Consider the following 17162-nt stretch of genomic DNA (forward strand, 5'->3'; position numbering starts at 1 on the left):
CGGAGGACATCTCCTTTTTCCTTCCTGACGAAGGTCATTGGTAGTTTGGCCTAATTGAATACCTTGCCGACTGATTGCTCAAACCAATACTTGAAGTAAACCCATTGCCGAAATTGACCAGAATACGTCGGGGAAAAACGACCATAGAAACGGACAACTACATGTCATTTTGACACTTAAGGTTACATCATGCTAACATTTAATGACAAAATTTCCGAAATCTTCTAAAGGAATGAGTTTTTGGGAAACCAGTATTATTCAACGAACCCAACAGATCCAATGAATTTTAATCAATATACCATAAAGGCTCAGGAGGTGATTCAACACGCCGCCGAGATGGCCCAGTCCAACCAACAGCAGGTGATAGAGACGGGCCATGTACTGAAGTCCATACTAGAGGAGGACCCCAACACTTCGACCTATTTATTAAAAAAGCTTAACATTAGTGAATCGGTATTGAACGACCGACTGGGGCAAATTATAGCGCAATATCCCAAGGTATCTGGGGGCCAACCCTACCTTGGCAACGACTTAGCGGCGGCCACGGCTAACGCTCAAAAATCGCTCAAAGAATTCGGTGATGAATTCATCAGTATTGAGCTAATATTACTCGGTCTGGTAAAAGGCAAGGACAAAACGGCCAGCTTATTAAAAGAAGTTGGCTTTAAAGAAAAGGAATTAATAGAGGCTATTAAGGAACTTAGAGGTAAAAACAATCCCGTGAAAGATCAAAACGCAGAAGCAAAATATCAATCTTTAGAGAGATTCAGTAAGAATCTTAACGAACAGTCTAAAGCCGGCAAGATAGATCCGGTAATAGGGCGCGACGAGGAAATTAGGCGGGTATTGCAAATTCTGAGTCGGCGGACCAAAAACAACCCCATTCTGATAGGGGAACCCGGGGTCGGCAAAACGGCCATTGTAGAGGGACTAGCCCAACGAATTGTACAGGGTGATGTACCCGAAAACCTAAAATCAAAGATCATCGTATCCCTAGATATGGGCTTACTGATAGCAGGAGCCAAATACAAGGGAGAATTTGAAGAAAGACTGAAGGCTGTCATCAAGGAAGTTACCGATTCGGATGGGGAAATCATCCTCTTTATCGACGAGATACACACCCTGATAGGGGCTGGTGGAGGTGGTGAAGGCGCCATGGACGCCGCCAATCTCTTAAAGCCCGCTTTAGCCCGGGGAGAGCTGCATGCCATTGGCGCGACTACTTTAAAGGAATACCAAAAATATGTAGAAAAGGACAAGGCACTCGAGCGTCGCTTTCAGACGGTGGTGGTGGACGAACCCAATATTCTGGATGCCATCAGTATTCTGAGGGGTATTAAGGAGAAGTATGAGCTACACCATGGAGTAAGAATACAGGACGACGCCGTAATAGCGGCCGTAGAACTCTCGAATCGGTATATCAGCGATCGCTTCCTGCCCGACAAGGCCATAGACCTCATGGACGAGGCCGCTTCGAAGTTAAGGCTCGAAATGGACAGTGTCCCCGAAGAACTCGATGAGCTCAACAGGCGTATTATGCAGCTTGAGATCGAGAGAGAGGCCATAAGAAGGGAAAATAATACTGAAAAAGAGACGGTCCTTAAAAAGGAAATCGAGGAGTTGAGCTCAGTGAGGAACACCCTGAAAGCCCAGTGGGAGAATGAGAAAGGGAAAGTGAACGAGATAAGGGCCTTAAAGGAACAAACAGAACAGCTGCGCCTGGAAGCCGAACAAGCCGAGCGCTCCAGCGACCTAGCGAAGGTAGCCGAAATTCGATATGGCCGACTTCCAGAAGTACAGGCCAAACTGGCCGAACTGGAGGCTCAAGAAATAGAAGGAAGCCTGGTTCAGGAGGAGATTACCCCCGAAGACATTGCCGAAGTGGTAGCCAAATGGACCGGTATACCAGTTAGTAAGATGCTTCAAAGCGACCGGGAAAAGCTGTTACAGCTGGAAGCACATTTGCACCAACGGGTAGCCGGACAAGATGAGGCCATAGAAGTGGTGTCGGATGCCGTAAGACGCAGCCGGGCTGGCTTACAAGACGCCAAGAAACCCATAGGGAGCTTCCTGTTCCTGGGCCCCACTGGAGTAGGTAAGACCGAGCTCGCCAAGACCCTGGCAGAGTACTTGTTTAACGACGAAAATGCCATGGTACGCATCGATATGAGCGAATACCAGGAACGACACGCCGTAAGCCGCTTGGTAGGAGCGCCTCCGGGATATGTAGGCTACGACGAAGGGGGCCAACTTACCGAAGCCGTGCGTCGTAAGCCTTATAGCGTAATACTGCTCGATGAGATAGAAAAAGCGCACCCCGACGTGTGGAATATTCTGCTACAGGTGTTGGATGAAGGACGACTTACCGACAATAAAGGGCGGATAGCCAACTTCAAAAATACGATTATCATAATGACCTCCAATATGGGCAGTCATATAATACAAGAGAAGTTTGCAGAAGATGAAGGCTGGAACCATAGCCTCGTCATAGAGGAAACCAAAAAGGCCGTTCTCGACCTGTTAAAAGCTTCGGTTCGACCCGAATTCTTGAATAGAATCGATGAAATCGTTTTGTTCGAACCTTTGAGTATGAAAAACATCCGCAAGATTGTGGATATCCAGTTCAAGGGCATTCAGCAGTTGCTGTCCGAACAAGGGATCACGCTCGATGCCTCTGAAGAGGCCTTAACCAAACTTGGAGAAGAGGGTTTCGACCCCAACTTTGGCGCACGACCTCTCAAGAGAGTTCTTCAGAGGAAAATCCTCAACGAACTGTCCAAGGGCATCCTTCGAGGAACAGTAGCTAAGGATACGGTCATTATGATGGAACTGGACAATAATGGGGAATTGGCCTTCGAAAATGTAGAGATTTAGTTACAATTTGTCCCTGTAAAATTATAAAAACGACTAGGTATAAAAACCTAGTCGTTTTTATTTTACCCTTCCAATACGCCCAAAGCCCTAAAATTATCAAAGACTAAGATTTCATAGAAAGGATCGTATGATTTTTGAATGCGCATCAGCTACTTGAATAAGGTTCTCATTCAGATCAACGTACCTATGGAAAACACAACAAATTTATTTCATGTAGCCATTTTAGTGGCCGATGGCTTTGAGCAGCTAGAGCTTAGCTGTCCTCTGGATAGCCTGACTAAAGCGGGCGCTCAGGTAAAAGTAATATCACCTAATAAAGACTGGGTAAGAAGCTGGCACCAGGTCGACTGGGGTAAGGACCAGGCCGTGGATGTCCCTTTACCCATGGCACGTCCCGAATTTTACCAAGCCTTGCTGGTCCCTGGGGGGATGATGAGCATTGCTAGTCTAAGGACCAATGCCACGGCCATCGATTTTGTCCGACATTTCTTAACTGCTGGCAAACCCGTGGGGGTCATAGGCTGTGGAGCACAGCTGCTGATCAACGCCGGAGTAACCCCAGGCCGAAGACTTACCTCCTGTAAGGAAGTAAGGGTAGACTTAGAAAATGCGGGTGCACAGTGGATCGACCAATCCATAGTTACCGATAAGGGCCTTGTCTCCTGCGGAACGACCGACCACCTTTCCGGATTCATTAAAAAGATGATTCTGGAATTCAATTTAGCAGTACCCGTTGAAGTGAACTAATATGAGGTCTGAATGATAGTCCCTTAGCCTTTAGTTGTTAATCAAAAGGGGGCATAGCCCCCCAACTTCAATATAAAACATCCAAAAAACTATTTCAAATATACTCCGGCATTTTCAGGGTTGCTAAGTACTACTTTAACATGCTCACTAATGGTAGTGCTCAGGGAGTAGCCTACGTAGTCGGCATGCACCGGAAATAGGTGATGGCTCCGATCTACAATCACAGCCACCTGCACCTTTTTCATTCTTACCCTTAAGAAAGGCTCCAATGCAAAGGCGAGGGTGCGTCCTGTGTTAAGAACGTCGTCCACCAACACGGCCACCTTATCCTTGACGACGAAATCCTCTTCGTCGAATAAGATAGGACTTTGCTCATGGACCCTTTTGTCGAATAGGAGTTGGACCAACTTCACTTGAAGGGGCGATATATCCTGAAGCTCTTTTTGGAGCAGTTTGGCAAATTCATAGCCTTCGCCAGCAATACCAGCCAATACCACCTCTTGTTCCTGAAAATTTTGCTCGTATATCTCAAAAGCTATTCGTCTTATCTTTTGGCTCGTCTCCAGAGCAGTCAATATTTGTCGGTGCCCCACACCTTCTATCGCGGTCATAATCTATTTTGTCTATTGATCAGAAACCGAAATTTAAGGAATACCTACCATTTCTGGAAGTGAAATATCAACTAGCTCTTCAAACAAGGGTTCACCACGCCTAATGAGGGCCCTGGAGTATCCCCTAAAAAGACTAACGCTTTGCTTCCATAAAGTTTTTGACCCAGAGGGCAAAAAGGAGTTCGTCGGTATTCAGCTCCAAACTTTTCTGGCCATCTTCCACCCGTTGTGCCCCTATTCGCGCTACCCGATCGGCTAGTAACGCTTGGGTATAGGGTTTAGTAAATTCGGGGTGCCCTTGAATCCCTAATCCATGATCCTTGTATTGGAACATCGCATGCGGACATTGTTCCGACGCTGCCAGCAAATGAGCACCTGGTGGCAGCTGCAATATCTGGTCCTGGCACATCATCAGCAAGTTAAACTGTTTGGTAGCCTGTTCCATCCATGGTTGAGGGGCCAGTAGGTCAAAGGCATGCACTCCTACACACCAACCCACTTCCGACTTCTCCACCACCCCACCCAGGACCTCTCCTAAGAGCTGGTGACCGAAACAGACCCCCACAAACTTCCGCCCTTGGGCCATCACGGCTAGGGCGAAGATCTTGAGCCTATAGATCCACCCCTGCTCCTCATACACTGAGTAGCTAGACCCCGTGCATATATATGCATCGCATTCGTTGGGTTGATGTGGAAATTGGTCGTTGACCACATCGTAAAATACAAACTCCCAATCTGGAGCGACTTTCAAGAACAATTCGGGAAACATGGTAGAGTAGTCTCCCGATATATCTCTAAAATCCTCTCGTACATGGTCACATTCCAACAATCCAATTCTCATAGCTATTGCACGTTCTTCTTTAAATGATACGACTTCGGGCGGGTGAGCGACTCATACCCTAAGCTCGACAGCGTGCAGCCACGGCCCGAGTTTTTCACTCCCGTCCAGGCCAATGCCGGGTCCAGATAGTCGCAGCGGTTCATAAACCATGTACCGGTATCTACCCTGGCTCCTATGGTGAGGGCCGCCTCTAGGTCGGAGGTCCATATGGATGCCGTCAAGCCATATTCACTATCATTCATCAAGGCAATGGCTTGTTCGTCATCTTTCACCGACATAATCCCCACAACAGGGCCGAAAGTTTCCTCTTTCATAATAGCCATGGAATGGTCCACATCTACCAGAATTTGAGGGCCCATATAGGGAGTTCCTTCCTGATCGGCAGGGAAGGTTTCCGAATCGAACAGGGCCTGAGCTCCTTTACTTAGCGCATCGGCAATTTGCTGACGCACAAAGTCGGCTGCCGAAGTGCGTACCATGGGGCCTAAGGTCGTAGTGGACTCCAGTGGATTGCCCAGGCGATAGGTGCTGGTCAGTTCGGCGAATCCTCGAACAAAGGGCTCATATACCGACTCATGTACATAGATACGCTCCACGCCACAACAGGACTGACCCGAATTAAAGAAGGAGCCATCCACCAAGTTCTCAATGGCGTCTTCTAGGTTGGCATCGGCCCTCACATAAGCCGGGTCTTTCCCTCCAAGCTCCAGACCGGCTACCACAAAACGTTCGCCGATGGCCTTCTGCACCGCTTTGCCCCCGGCAACAGAGCCAGTAAAGGCGACATAGTCGATTCGGGAATCTTGAATGACCGAGGCCACCTGCTCATGGCTTAGGTGTAGATATTGGAATACGCCGGCCGGCAGACCAGCATATTCGAAAGCGGCGGCATAGCGTTCCGCACATAAGGGGGTCTGTTGTGCATGCTTTAGCACTACGGCATTCCCTGCCATGATAGCCGGAATCACCGTGTTTACAGAAGTGAGATAGGGGTAATTCCAAGGCGCTACCACAAAAACAGTCCCCAAAGGCACTCTTTTGATGTAACATTGAAAGCCAGGGACCTCTTCTACTTCTACATCGGCTAGAGACTCTTCGGCAATACCAATCATATACTCTGCCCTTTCCTTAAACCCTTTTAGGATTTCGTTAGCGGTATATCGGATAGGTCTGCCCATTTGCCAGGTCAACTCCTCCCCTATAGCCTCAGCGTGGTCCATAAAATAGCTCACGGCCTTCCTACATATCTCCGCCCGATGGGCCATACTGGTATTTTTCCAGGCTTGTTGTGCCTTGACGGCCTCTTCCAGAGTACCTGCAATGGCCTCCGAATCGGCCAATGTTCTTTCTACGTATACCGACCCATCGATCGGGCTGATTGATTTTTGAATTGCCATCCTGCTCTTTTATATCCATGTGGCCGCACCTTAACGGCGGGTGCCGGCCTTAGTTTTAGTATCTTTCCCAACAAGATAATCATTCGTTGGGCCGTTATCAAATGCTACCTCTCATATGGGCGTAACATAGGCAGAAGTAAGCCCCCCATCTACCAAGAAATCGGTTCCGGTAACGAAGGAGGCATCGTCAGAAGCTAAGAATAAGGCAGCTTTAGCCATTTCTTTGGCCTCACCAAATCGGCCCATTGGTACATGTACCAATCGTCGTTGTTTTTTCTCCTCCGTATCCAAAAACTTCATTAGCAACTCAGTGCGGAGCGGGCCAGGACACAGGGCATTAACCCGGATGTTTTCGCGAGCATGGATTACGGAGAGTTCGCGAGTGAGCGCTAAAACAGCTCCTTTACTAGCCGTATAGGCGATCTGAGGCGTTGCGGCTCCCATAATAGCCACAAAAGACGCCGTGTTAATAATAGATCCCCCTCCTGCTCTTTGCAAGGCGGGTATCCCATACTTACAGCCTAAGAATACCCCTTTGGCATTGATATTCATCGTCAGATCCCAGACCGACTCTTCGGTAGCCATCGCATTGTCGTCGTCGCTGTGCATAATTCCGGCATTATTGAACAGGATATCCAGCTTGCCAAATTTCTCTTCGGCAAAGAGAATCATCGCTTCGCAATCTGCCGCCTTAGAGACGTCGGCTCTGAAGAAAAAAGATTCACCTCCCTGGGCGACAATCTGGTCAACTATCTCCTGACCCAATTTCTCGTTAACATCTGTAACGACGATCTTCGCTCCTTCTTGGGCAAATAAAAGGGCTGATTCCCGGCCTATGCCACCACAGCCTCCTGTAATGAGGGCAACTTTATTCTTTAAACGCATTTTAAGATGGGGTTAACATTCAGATCTCTATTGTGGATACCATCACAAATGTAATAAGGGCTATTGTGATAGTAAGATATTTGCCCAAATCAATTTTATTAACTCATATACCTCGAACAAATCCAGAATCACCATTAATATTAAGGGTCATAGCGCCAATTTGCAAGAAAAAATTTTATCAAACCTCTATTTTTCAGAAAAAATGCAGCCTTTTTTCTATTCTAACCAGGAACTGGCCTTTTATGAGCCCCCAAAATTTACCAGCAAAAAGGGCGAAAAAGGGCTTTTTACACCGTAGATCTTTTAATTAATCATTAGGCCGTAAGGGAGTCGGCCGCCTCCCTTACGGAACTTATGTAAGACTCGACGCTGTTAGCTTTTTATACCGTTAACAGGTTGTATATGTATATATACTAAACTTTTTATGCCCATATTTATAAGATAATAACCAATCTAGTCGTATATTATTACATACCTTTCCCGTATTAAATGGAACGTTAGTCCATATTGAAGCACTATTTTACAACAAACTTATGAACATCAAATGGCCTTGTTTTATCCTACTGTTTTGGTGCGTCTGTAAAAATAATGCTTACTGCCAAAAGTTAGAACCGGGACTGACCGGCAGGGCTCCTTCGAAATGGATCACTTTCCGCCACACCATGTCCACTGGTACCCAATACCGGACAGTAGGCACTGCAGCCAAAAGTTTTACACGAGAAGAATGGTATATACGAGCATGGATCCCCATCGTGCATCGCCCCAATTTTTCGGTAGTACTAGGCCCCCACTTTCGAACGGAACAACTCGAGCTTAAGTCGACGGGAGAGAATCCTGTAGCACAGTTTTCGGATTGGAAGCTGCGCACCAAGGGATTGGACATGAAGTCCATTGCCCGACTGAGTGACGACAGCTGGATAATTACAGCGGGCAATATTAACAAAAGTGGAAACCTAAGTGAGTTACCAGCCAGCAGTGTCCCTTTCAACTACGCCTTTACGGGAGTATTTCTCAAAAAACTATCTGAAACCAAGGAGATCGGGGGAGGTATATTGATTAGCAAGAGCAACAACCTGAATATTCTACCAGTCTTTATATTCAACTATAACTTCAGTCCGGTGAGCGGTTTGGAGATTGCCCTTCCTCGAAAAATAGCCCTTAGGCAAAACCTTTCACCAAAGGATATCATCTATGTAAAATCGGAGGCGGTCACCCGTTCCTACTATACCTATGGCAATAACAAACAGGCAGGGATATTCCGCCGCATCGATGTGGACTTTAGTGTACTCTACAATCGACAATTCAATAAGCTAATCGGCATGGAACTGTCGGCCGGCTATCGCAAAAATATTAGCAACAAGGTCCCAATGGACATCATCCCCATTCGTTCCTCAGGTTTGGTAGGGACCTTAGAGTTTTTCATCAAGTCGCCCTTTGGCCCAAAAAAAGAAACCCACTCCGATACTGAGTAGGTTTCCGTTAAAAGTGAGTGCTAAAACGGCTTATTTTACTAGTTTATAAATTGCCCCCTTACCCTCGCCCAATAGGCGTACCAGCACATAGAGTTCGCCGGAAAGGTCTTCGCCAAAGCTGTAGACATGCCAATAGCCGGCATCCTGCGAAATGGCCATTTTTTCGTTGGTCCACTTTCCATCATCACCTTGAGACAGTTTCCAGATAGGCCCCGTCATATCGCCATAAATATAATTTCCGGTAAGCTCAGGTATTTCTTTCCCCCGATACACGTATCCACCGGTTATACTAATCCCATCGGAATGAGGATATTCGAATATGGGGTCAATAGGGTTTTGAGGCTTAGGATCCTTTTCATTAAAGGCATGAAAACCTTCCCTAACGCGCCAGCCATAATTACCCCCTTTCTCCACGACATCGATCTCCTCGTATTTATTTTGCCCTACATCCGCCACAAAAAGCACTTGGGTCTCCTTATCGAAGCTAATCCTCCAGGGATTCCTTAGGCCATAGGCATATATTTCGGGCCTGGCATTGGGCTGATTCACAAATGGATTGTCGGCAGGAATACCATAAGGTGGCTGATTCACATCAATCCGCAAAATTTTCCCCAGCAAATTCTCCAGGTTCTGGGCATTCCCATGCGCCCCATGTTTGTCGCCAGCACCACCACCATCACCCACAGCAATATAAAGAAGACCATCGGCACCAAACTTCAAGTCCCCACCATTATGGTTTCCTTCGGGCTGGTCGAAGACCAACACCTTACGCATCTGTCCTTTATTGGCCAATAAAGGGTTACCTTGTTGCACGGTATACTCTCTGATTTCACTTCGATTATTTACTCCAGAGGCGCCGTCATTCGCTGCCACACTGCAATAGAGGTAAAATTTTCCGTTGGTCCCATAGTCGGGGTGAAAGGCCAATCCCAAAAGGCCTCTTTCATCATACCCTTCCTTTTTGAGGACCTCATCGGTAATATCTAGAAAGGGCTCCTCCAGGAGCTGCCCATCCTTTAACACCCTAACACGCCCCTCTTGCTCGGTAACGAACATCAAATCGGGAGCGCCCTCTGTAACGGCAAAGGCTGTAGGTAGAGTAAGCGCATCGGAGATAAGCCTGATATCAACTTCTCCTTGAGGCACTTCCTTACGTTCCGTTTCGGAATGGCAGGAAGCACAAAGAAATAGCAGGAGTATAAAGGTAAAAGATCCTATTCTGGTCATCATAAAGCTATTGTTTTGGTTGTTTGTCAAGTCATGGCGCCTTAGCGTAGCGATCCACCGTCCTAATATTCCAAAAGATCGTTCCAACCCAAGGCATCGTAAATCTATAATGCAAGATACCCAATAAATGAATAGGAGTACTTATCAATAAAGAAGCACTCCTATTTCTATTTTCCAGGAAAGATATTCCTTAGGGATCGATATTAAATACGCTCAAAATATCTTTTCGTTTCCCAGTCCGTAACCGATTGGTTATAGTCCTGTTGTTCCTTCTTGAAAAAATGGGCATAATGCTCAACGACCTCTTCGCCAAATGCCTCTTTAGCAAAGGGACTGTTTTCGAATAATGGAATGGCTTCCGCTAGCGTATACGGCACTCTTGGTAAATGCGCCGCCGCATAGATATCCCCTTCAAAGATTGCTGGCGGCTCTACCTGCTCCCGAATACCGGCTAGTCCGGAGGCCAGGGATGCGGCAAAAGCCAGATAAGGGTTACAGTCGGCGCCAGGAATTCGGCATTCGATGCGTAGGCTAGGCCCATTGCCCACTACACGAAAGCCTGCCGTACGGTTGTCATAGCTCCAGGCCAGCCTGGTGGGCGCCCAGGAGCCATCTACAAAGCGCTTATAGGAGTTGATGGTAGGGGCATAAAACGGCATTACATCGGGGACATATTTGATCCAGCCGCCCAGAAACCACCGAAAAATATCGGATCCTTTCACGGGGCCAAACTCCTGATCGCCTATAAATGCATTTTTCCCTTCCTTCCAAAGGCTCATATGGATATGGCTGCTCGACCCCGCCTGATCGGTGGCAAACTTGGCCATAAAGGTTACCGAAATCCCCATGGCGTCGGCCACTTCTTTTAGGCATTGCTTGTATACGATATGGTTGTCGGCCATAGGCAGCACTTCGGCATAGCGCACATTGAGCTCGTGCTGGCCCAAGCCCCATTCGCCCTTGGAGGTTTCTACCGGCACCCCCGATTTTTTTAGATGCCTCCGCACCTTGGCCGTATAACCTTCGTTGCGCGTGCCCTGCATGATATGGTAATCTTCCAGATAATATCCGGCGGGTTTCAGCCCCTGATAGTTTTTTTCGAAGGCTTGGCGGTAATTATCTTCTAACAGATAGTATTCCAGTTCCGATGCGGCAAAGCAGGACAAATCGTCCTGCTTTAGCACTTCTAATTGTTTCTTTAGGATAGACCTCGGCGCCACTGCATCGAGGGTATGTTTTTTCTCATCGACTAGGTCACAGAGCACCATGGCAGTTTTGTCGAGCCAGTCGGCCAGCCGAAGCGTGCTCAGATCGGGCACCATATGAAAATCGCCGTAGCCCAGCTCCCAATTCGCATAGGTATAGCCAGGAACCGGGTTCATTTCCATATCGGAAGTTAATAGATAGTTACAGCCATGTGTACCGTCATGCACCACGCTATCCATAAAATAATCGGCATCCACACGTTTGCCCAGTAACCGTCCATAATGATCGGTAAAGGCCACCACAATGGTTTCAACACGTTCTTCTTTTACTAATACAGCGAGGTTTTCAAGGGTAATCATGAATAGTAAGGTTTTAGGATTATCTTAATTTATCTACTTGAGCATGCAAGGGGAACTTGAGTACTACCTTTCGACCCGAGGCCTTTTCCAACATAGGGATCAAAATTTTACGGGCGTTTTCCCGGGTCTGATCCAGAATCCCCATGTCTAAGGCCGAGGTTTGGATTTGCTTTTCGGCTTGTCTGTAGGCCCCATCGATCAGCTTGGACTCCTCCATAAAGGCATACTCCAAATTATATATTTTTGATTTGCTATGGTCAATTTTAAAGACACATAATTCTGGATCGGGCATATTCACCACCAATACCTCATCTTGGGAGCTGATATCGGCAATTTGTACCTGAGTAAGGTCAATACAGCCTATGGCTTCCCCTTGAACGATGAGGATGGCTTTGGCATTGGGTAGCCAAGTCTTTACGATTTGCTGTTCTACCACATCTTTAAAATTATACTTGACCAATTCCAGCTTTCCCATGGCCGTAATCTCTTGTAACAGCACATGATGAGCCGTTTCCTCCTTGTCCTCCCCAGCCCACCAGCTTGGTATTCCGCCCCCATGGCTCACCAGGTTATAGGCACTCTTGACCCCTAATATGAGGAAGGCAAACACGATCAATCTAACGATCCAATTTATAATACGCATAAGGTCCACTAGTCTAACTAAATATTAAGTCTATGCTTTTGGGCCATTCGTTGAGCCAAAGCACTCGCCATAATTAGCTGCAAAGCATGATAAATCATAATGGGAAGCAACATCAATCCAGCTTGCGGGCCAGCAAATAATACCTTGGCCATCACAGCCCCTTGAACCAACGATTTTTTCGACCCACAGAACAAGGTAGCAATTTTATCTTCCCTGTTAAAGCCCAATAGATTCGTAAGACCCAATAAAAGCAAATAAACGAACCAAAATAAGGACATCATTCCTAAGCCTAGCAGCAACAATTCGGCTAAGCCTAGACCACTAAATAATCGTTCCCCAAAGGAGGCACAAAAGGAAGTGTAGACAATGAGTAATATGGAGGACTGATCCAGCAATTTTATTCTGTCTCTATTTTTTTCGGCCCATCGCCCCCAACGGCGGTTCAATACCACCCCCAAGGCCACAGGTAAGAGTACTTGGAAAGCTAACTTTCCGACTACTGGCCATAAGTCAAAATGTGCGTTGGTGCTTCCCAGAACCAGACCCATCCAAATAGGAGTCAGAAATACCCCTAGCAAACTGGATATGCTCGCATTGAAAATAGCCGCGGGAATGTTCCCCTGGGCTATAGACACCATCACCACCGAAGAGGACACCGTGGAAGGCAGTACGGCGAGGAAAAACACCCCCGTCCACATGGTATCCTCCCCCAGCCTATGAAATAACGGATGCAGGGCGAGGGCTATTAATGGAAAAAGCACGAAAGTGGACAGATGGACCATCATATGTAACTTCCAATTGCCAATGCCGGTTCTCAGCTTCCCTGGATGCAGCTTGAGGCCGTAAAAAAAGAAAACCACCGAGACCCCATACATGGAGACAGTCGATAAATGGAGCGGACTTTGGGCCGTACCGGGATAGGGCCATAGGTAGGCCAAGCCAATGGCCGACAGTAAGGCCAACATAAAACCATCCAACCCCATATTGCGAATGGCACCTAGTATCGTAGAGATATTTTTTCGCTGTTGTAACATACGCACAAAGTAAGGTTTTATAGGCTAAATAGAATGCCCGAAGGCATAAAACTTCGGGGGGCACATATGGTTTAACGCTTCGTAAGACCATTTTGAGCGACCATCCGGGTCCAGATATTCGGGTGGTCGCCGTATTAATTGAACCCGTTTCCAAGTCAATCCAATTCCTAGGAACGCTTTCACCGAAAAAATCTGTAATTTTGCGGACTTAAATAGAAACGAGCCAACTACCAAATTTGTTTAAAGCCAGTCAGCAAGTGCTGCTAGCAAACGATAGATTATGAAATACAATGCCTATAAGAATCTGAGTTACTCACAAGTGGGTGATGAGGTGCTAAAGTTTTGGAAAGATCAGCGCATATTCGAAGCATCGGTAGACCTACGGGAAGGCGCCCCCGGATTTACATTTTTCGAAGGCCCTCCGTCTGCCAATGGCACGCCAGGGATTCACCATGTTATGGCCCGCACCATCAAAGATATTTTTTGCCGGTACAAGACCCTTCAAGGTTTTCAGGTAAAACGTAAAGGAGGCTGGGACACCCACGGTTTACCCGTTGAGCTGCAAGTTGAAAAAGAGCTGGGCATTACCAAAGAAGATATAGGCAAGACCATCTCCGTTGCGGAATATAACGATCGCTGCCGACAGACGGTCATGAAGTTCACCGACCAGTGGAATGACCTTACCGAAAAAATGGGCTATTGGGTAGACTTGGATGACCCCTATATCACCTACAAAAACGAGTATATCGAGAGCTTGTGGAGCCTATTAAAGCGACTTTACGACAAGGGACTGCTCTATAAGGGTTATACCATACAGCCCTATTCTCCTGCAGCTGGAACCGGACTTTCGTCTCACGAACTAAACATGCCCGGTACGTATCAAGACGTGAAGGACACCACCATCGTGGCCATGTTCAAGGTAGAAGACAGCGCCAGCCATGCTATTTTTGCTCCTTTTGCCTCGGAAGACATCCGTATCCTGGCTTGGACGACTACCCCATGGACGCTCCCCGCTAACTCCGCCCTTACCGTAGGTGCAGGGATCAGCTATGTGTTGGTACGGACCTTCAACCCCTACACTTTCGAACCCGTTGCCGTAGTATTGGCCAAGGATTTGGTAGGAAAGTATTTTTCGGAAAAAGGCCGGGATGGAGACTTTGAGGCCTATGCCGATAGCAACAAAAAAATCCTTCCCTGGACCATCCTTACCGAATTCAAAGGTATAGAATTGGAAGGAATCACTTATGAACAGCTGATGCCGCTGGTAAAACCCGAGAAAGGACCTACCGGAAAGTCGGCTTTCCAGGTAATATTGGGCGACTTCGTCACCACCGAAGATGGTACCGGGGTCGTACATACCTCTCCTACCTTCGGGGCCGATGACTTCCGGGTAGCACAGGCCAATGGCATACCGGCTATTATGGTCCGTGACGAGAATGGAAAAGAGGTACCCATCGTGGACCGCCAGGGTAAGTTCGTAAAGGAAATGGGCATATATGCGGGGAAATACGTAAAGCCGGAGTACTATTCGGCCGAGGTTCAGGCAGACCCGGACTTTAAGCCCACCGATGTGCTTATCGCCATTCAGCTCAAAGAAGAAGGCAAGGCTTTTAAAGTAGAAAAATACGAGCACCCGTACCCCCACTGTTGGCGTACCGACAAGCCCGTGTTGTACTATCCTTTGGACAGCTGGTTCATCAAAACTACCGCCATGAAAGATCGGCTGGTGGAGCTCAATAAAACCATTAACTGGAAGCCTGAAAGCACCGGAACGGGTCGTTTTGGCAACTGGCTGGAAAACCTGGTGGACTGGAACTTGTCTCGTTCACGGTATTGGGGTACTCCCCTGCCCATTTGGCGCAACGACCGTGGCGAGGAAATCTGTGTCGGCTCCATTGACGAGCTAAAACTACTCCTCGAACGATCCATAACCTCCGAACACCTTACCAGGGAGCAGGCCCTACATAATTCGGAGTATTTGCAGAAATTGCAGAGTGGAGATTTCGACCTTCACCGCCCCTATGTGGACACCATCTGCTTGGTATCCAAATCGGGCCATTTGCTCTTCCGGGAGCCCGACCTGATAGACGTTTGGTTCGACTCCGGTGCCATGCCTTATGCCCAATGGCACTACCCATTCGAGAACCAGGAGATATTCAACGAAAGCTATCCCGCCGACTTTATTTCGGAAGGGGTGGATCAGACCCGTGGGTGGTTCTTTACCCTCCATGCCATTGCCGGTATGCTTTTCGACTCGGTAGCCTTCAAAAATGTCGTTTCTACCGGATTGGTGCTAGACAAAAATGGCAACAAGATGTCCAAACGCCTCGGCAACGCCGTCGACCCTTTCGAAACCATCGGCAAATATGGCCCCGATGCCACCCGTTGGTATATGATCACCAATGCCGAACCTTGGGACAACCTTAAGTTCAACATAGATGGTATTGGAGAGGTACAACGAAAATTCTTCGGCACCCTTTTCAACACCTATAACTTCTTCGCCTTATACGCCAACCTGGACGGTTACGTATTCGATGAAAGCAAGTCTATCTCCATAGAAAAACGTACCGAGCTTGATCGCTGGATCCTATCCAAGCTGAACACGCTGATCGACCAGGTAACGACCCAATATGAAGATTATAACCCCACCAAAGCGGGTCGACTCATCCAGGACTTCGTCACCGACCAATTGTCTAACTGGTATATCCGGCTCAACCGGCGTCGGTTCTGGAACCCTTCGCAACAGCAGGGCACCCAGCTGACCGACGACAAAGTAGCGGCTTACGAAACCCTGCAACATTGCTTGGTGACGGTGGCGCAGCTGATGTCGCCCATCGCTCCTTTCTTCGGTGATTGGCTCTATAAAAACCTGACCGATGGATTGAGAGAATCGGCCAAGACGGCGAAAAGTCCTTTCCGTTTCGACTCGGTGCACCTCACCTTGTTCAGCGAAATAAAAAGGGATGAAATCGATCAGGATTTGGAAACCTCCATGCAGCTGGCACAGTCTATCAGCTCCTTGGTGCACTCCATCCGTAAAGGGAACAAACTGAAGGTACGCCAGCCCCTTTCAAAAATATTGATCCCGGTATTGAACCCTGAAATCGAAAGGCAAATCGAACAGGTAAAATCCATCATTCTGAATGAAGTAAATGTCAAAAACATCGAATTCGTACAGGATGACAGCGGGGTGATCAAAAAGAAAATCAAACCAAACTTCAAGACCTTAGGCCCTAAGTTTGGCCCTAAGATGAAAGAAGTAGCGGCCGCCATTAACGGTATGGGCGAAGCAGACATCAAGACCATAGAAACCCAAGGTCTTATTGCGCTAAGCTGTCCTTCGGGCCCCATAGAGGTGAGCATTGCCGATGTGGAGATCGTTGCCGAGGATGTACCAGGATGGTTGGTAGCCAGCGAAGACGGCCTTACCGTAGCTTTGGACATCAGCGTCTCCGACGACCTTCGCAAGGAGGGTATCGCCAGGGACTTTGTAAACCGGGTACAGAACTTACGTAAGGATTCGGGCTTCGATGTCGTAGACAAGATCAAGATCTATCTCCAGGATTCGGACAGCCTACTTTCGGAAGCCGTGTCGACCCATGCCAGCTACATCCAACAGGAGGTACAGGCCCAGGAGCTACATATCGTGACCGACCTTAACGGGGAGGCTACTTCTATTGAGATGGACGAGTTCGTTCTACTCCTAAAGCTGGAAGTGATTCGATAGAAAAACCTTATTTTACCTATTTAAACGTGCTGATTCGGTGAGTCAGCACGTTTTTTTGTGGCTTCAAAACGCCAATCACCACAGCTACTGCAACCCAACGGATCGACCCGTGGAGCTAATCGAAGCTTAGCTATAATTT

At 47.6% G+C, this 17162-nt stretch carries 12 protein-coding genes; 4 read left to right on the forward strand and 8 right to left on the reverse strand.

Features of this window, described 5'->3' with window-relative positions; genetic code table 11:
• Positions 1-279: 279 nt before the first annotated feature.
• Together clpB and CLV98_RS05380 are read left to right on the forward strand one after the other, a co-directional pair.
• Entirely contained in the window at positions 280-2874 is a 2595-nt protein-coding gene (gene clpB, locus CLV98_RS05375) for an ATP-dependent chaperone ClpB (protein WP_109673286.1), read from the forward strand.
• Positions 2875-3060: 186 nt separating this feature from the next.
• A complete protein-coding gene (locus tag CLV98_RS05380) occupies positions 3061-3621 on the forward strand; it encodes a DJ-1/PfpI family protein (protein WP_109673557.1) in 561 nt (186 codons plus the stop codon).
• Between the two features lie 89 nt (positions 3622-3710).
• Here the strand turns inward: CLV98_RS05380 and CLV98_RS05385 are convergent, their stop codons facing one another.
• The 4 genes from CLV98_RS05385 to CLV98_RS05400 all read right to left on the reverse strand — a co-directional run bounded on the left by CLV98_RS05385 (position 3711) and on the right by CLV98_RS05400 (position 7355).
• A complete protein-coding gene (locus CLV98_RS05385; RefSeq protein ID WP_109673287.1) occupies positions 3711-4232 on the reverse strand; it encodes a phosphoribosyltransferase family protein in 522 nt (173 codons plus the stop codon).
• A 133-nt stretch (positions 4233-4365) separates the two neighbouring features.
• On the reverse strand, positions 4366-5073 hold the full coding sequence (locus CLV98_RS05390; protein WP_109673288.1) for a glutamine amidotransferase-related protein: 708 nt from the start codon (positions 5071-5073) through the stop codon (positions 4366-4368).
• A gap of 2 nt (positions 5074-5075) precedes the next feature.
• Positions 5076-6470 (reverse strand): aldehyde dehydrogenase family protein, encoded by a 1395-nt coding sequence (locus CLV98_RS05395; RefSeq protein ID WP_109673289.1) that lies wholly within the window; start codon positions 6468-6470, stop codon positions 5076-5078.
• 111 nt (positions 6471-6581) lie between these two features.
• Positions 6582-7355 carry a glucose 1-dehydrogenase gene (locus tag CLV98_RS05400; RefSeq protein WP_109673290.1) on the reverse strand — a complete coding sequence of 258 codons (774 nt, stop codon included), beginning with the start codon at positions 7353-7355 and terminating at the stop codon, positions 6582-6584.
• A gap of 533 nt (positions 7356-7888) precedes the next feature.
• On the opposite strand from CLV98_RS05400, the gene CLV98_RS05405 reads away from it, so the two are divergent.
• Entirely contained in the window at positions 7889-8827 is a 939-nt protein-coding gene (locus tag CLV98_RS05405; protein WP_229203228.1) for a hypothetical protein, read from the forward strand.
• Between the two features lie 30 nt (positions 8828-8857).
• On the opposite strand, the gene CLV98_RS05410 is transcribed toward CLV98_RS05405, so the two are convergent.
• From CLV98_RS05410 to CLV98_RS05425, 4 genes are all read right to left on the reverse strand, one after another.
• On the reverse strand, positions 8858-10057 hold the full coding sequence (locus CLV98_RS05410) for a PQQ-dependent sugar dehydrogenase (protein ID WP_109673291.1): 1200 nt from the start codon (positions 10055-10057) through the stop codon (positions 8858-8860).
• A 200-nt stretch (positions 10058-10257) separates the two neighbouring features.
• Complete coding sequence (locus CLV98_RS05415) at positions 10258-11619, reverse strand: glutamine synthetase family protein (RefSeq protein ID WP_109673292.1); 1362 nt, start codon at positions 11617-11619, stop codon at positions 10258-10260.
• A gap of 19 nt (positions 11620-11638) precedes the next feature.
• The gene (locus CLV98_RS05420; RefSeq protein ID WP_109673293.1) at positions 11639-12262 is read right to left on the reverse strand and encodes a DUF4230 domain-containing protein; all 624 of its coding nucleotides are present in this window, start codon (positions 12260-12262) and stop codon (positions 11639-11641) included.
• A 17-nt stretch (positions 12263-12279) separates the two neighbouring features.
• On the reverse strand, positions 12280-13296 hold the full coding sequence (locus CLV98_RS05425) for a bile acid:sodium symporter family protein (protein WP_229203229.1): 1017 nt from the start codon (positions 13294-13296) through the stop codon (positions 12280-12282).
• 280 nt (positions 13297-13576) lie between these two features.
• Here CLV98_RS05425 and ileS point away from each other — a divergent pair, with 280 nt between their 5' ends.
• Positions 13577-17023 carry an isoleucine--tRNA ligase gene (ileS, locus tag CLV98_RS05430; RefSeq protein WP_109673294.1) on the forward strand — a complete coding sequence of 1149 codons (3447 nt, stop codon included), beginning with the start codon at positions 13577-13579 and terminating at the stop codon, positions 17021-17023.
• Positions 17024-17162 lie beyond the last annotated feature (139 nt).

Source organism: Dyadobacter jejuensis (assembly GCF_003149085.1).
In the GTDB taxonomy this organism is placed as follows: Bacteria; Bacteroidota; Bacteroidia; order Cytophagales; family Spirosomataceae; genus Dyadobacter; species Dyadobacter jejuensis.

Bases quoted from the DNA above. Each gene is read 5' to 3' on its own strand.
- ileS (WP_109673294.1), top strand. From the start codon at position 13,577: ATGAAATACAATGCCTATAAGAATCTGAGTTACTCACAAGTGGGTGAT.
- clpB (WP_109673286.1), top strand. From the start codon at position 280: ATGAATTTTAATCAATATACCATAAAGGCTCAGGAGGTGATTCAACAC.
- CLV98_RS05400 (WP_109673290.1), bottom strand. From the start codon at position 7,355: ATGCGTTTAAAGAATAAAGTTGCCCTCATTACAGGAGGCTGTGGTGGC.
- CLV98_RS05380 (WP_109673557.1), top strand. From the start codon at position 3,061: ATGGAAAACACAACAAATTTATTTCATGTAGCCATTTTAGTGGCCGAT.
- CLV98_RS05395 (WP_109673289.1), bottom strand. From the start codon at position 6,470: ATGGCAATTCAAAAATCAATCAGCCCGATCGATGGGTCGGTATACGTA.
- CLV98_RS05405 (WP_229203228.1), top strand. From the start codon at position 7,889: ATGAACATCAAATGGCCTTGTTTTATCCTACTGTTTTGGTGCGTCTGT.
- CLV98_RS05410 (WP_109673291.1), bottom strand. From the start codon at position 10,057: ATGATGACCAGAATAGGATCTTTTACCTTTATACTCCTGCTATTTCTT.
- CLV98_RS05425 (WP_229203229.1), bottom strand. From the start codon at position 13,296: ATGTTACAACAGCGAAAAAATATCTCTACGATACTAGGTGCCATTCGC.
- CLV98_RS05415 (WP_109673292.1), bottom strand. From the start codon at position 11,619: ATGATTACCCTTGAAAACCTCGCTGTATTAGTAAAAGAAGAACGTGTT.
- CLV98_RS05385 (WP_109673287.1), bottom strand. From the start codon at position 4,232: ATGACCGCGATAGAAGGTGTGGGGCACCGACAAATATTGACTGCTCTG.
- CLV98_RS05390 (WP_109673288.1), bottom strand. From the start codon at position 5,073: ATGAGAATTGGATTGTTGGAATGTGACCATGTACGAGAGGATTTTAGA.
- CLV98_RS05420 (WP_109673293.1), bottom strand. From the start codon at position 12,262: ATGCGTATTATAAATTGGATCGTTAGATTGATCGTGTTTGCCTTCCTC.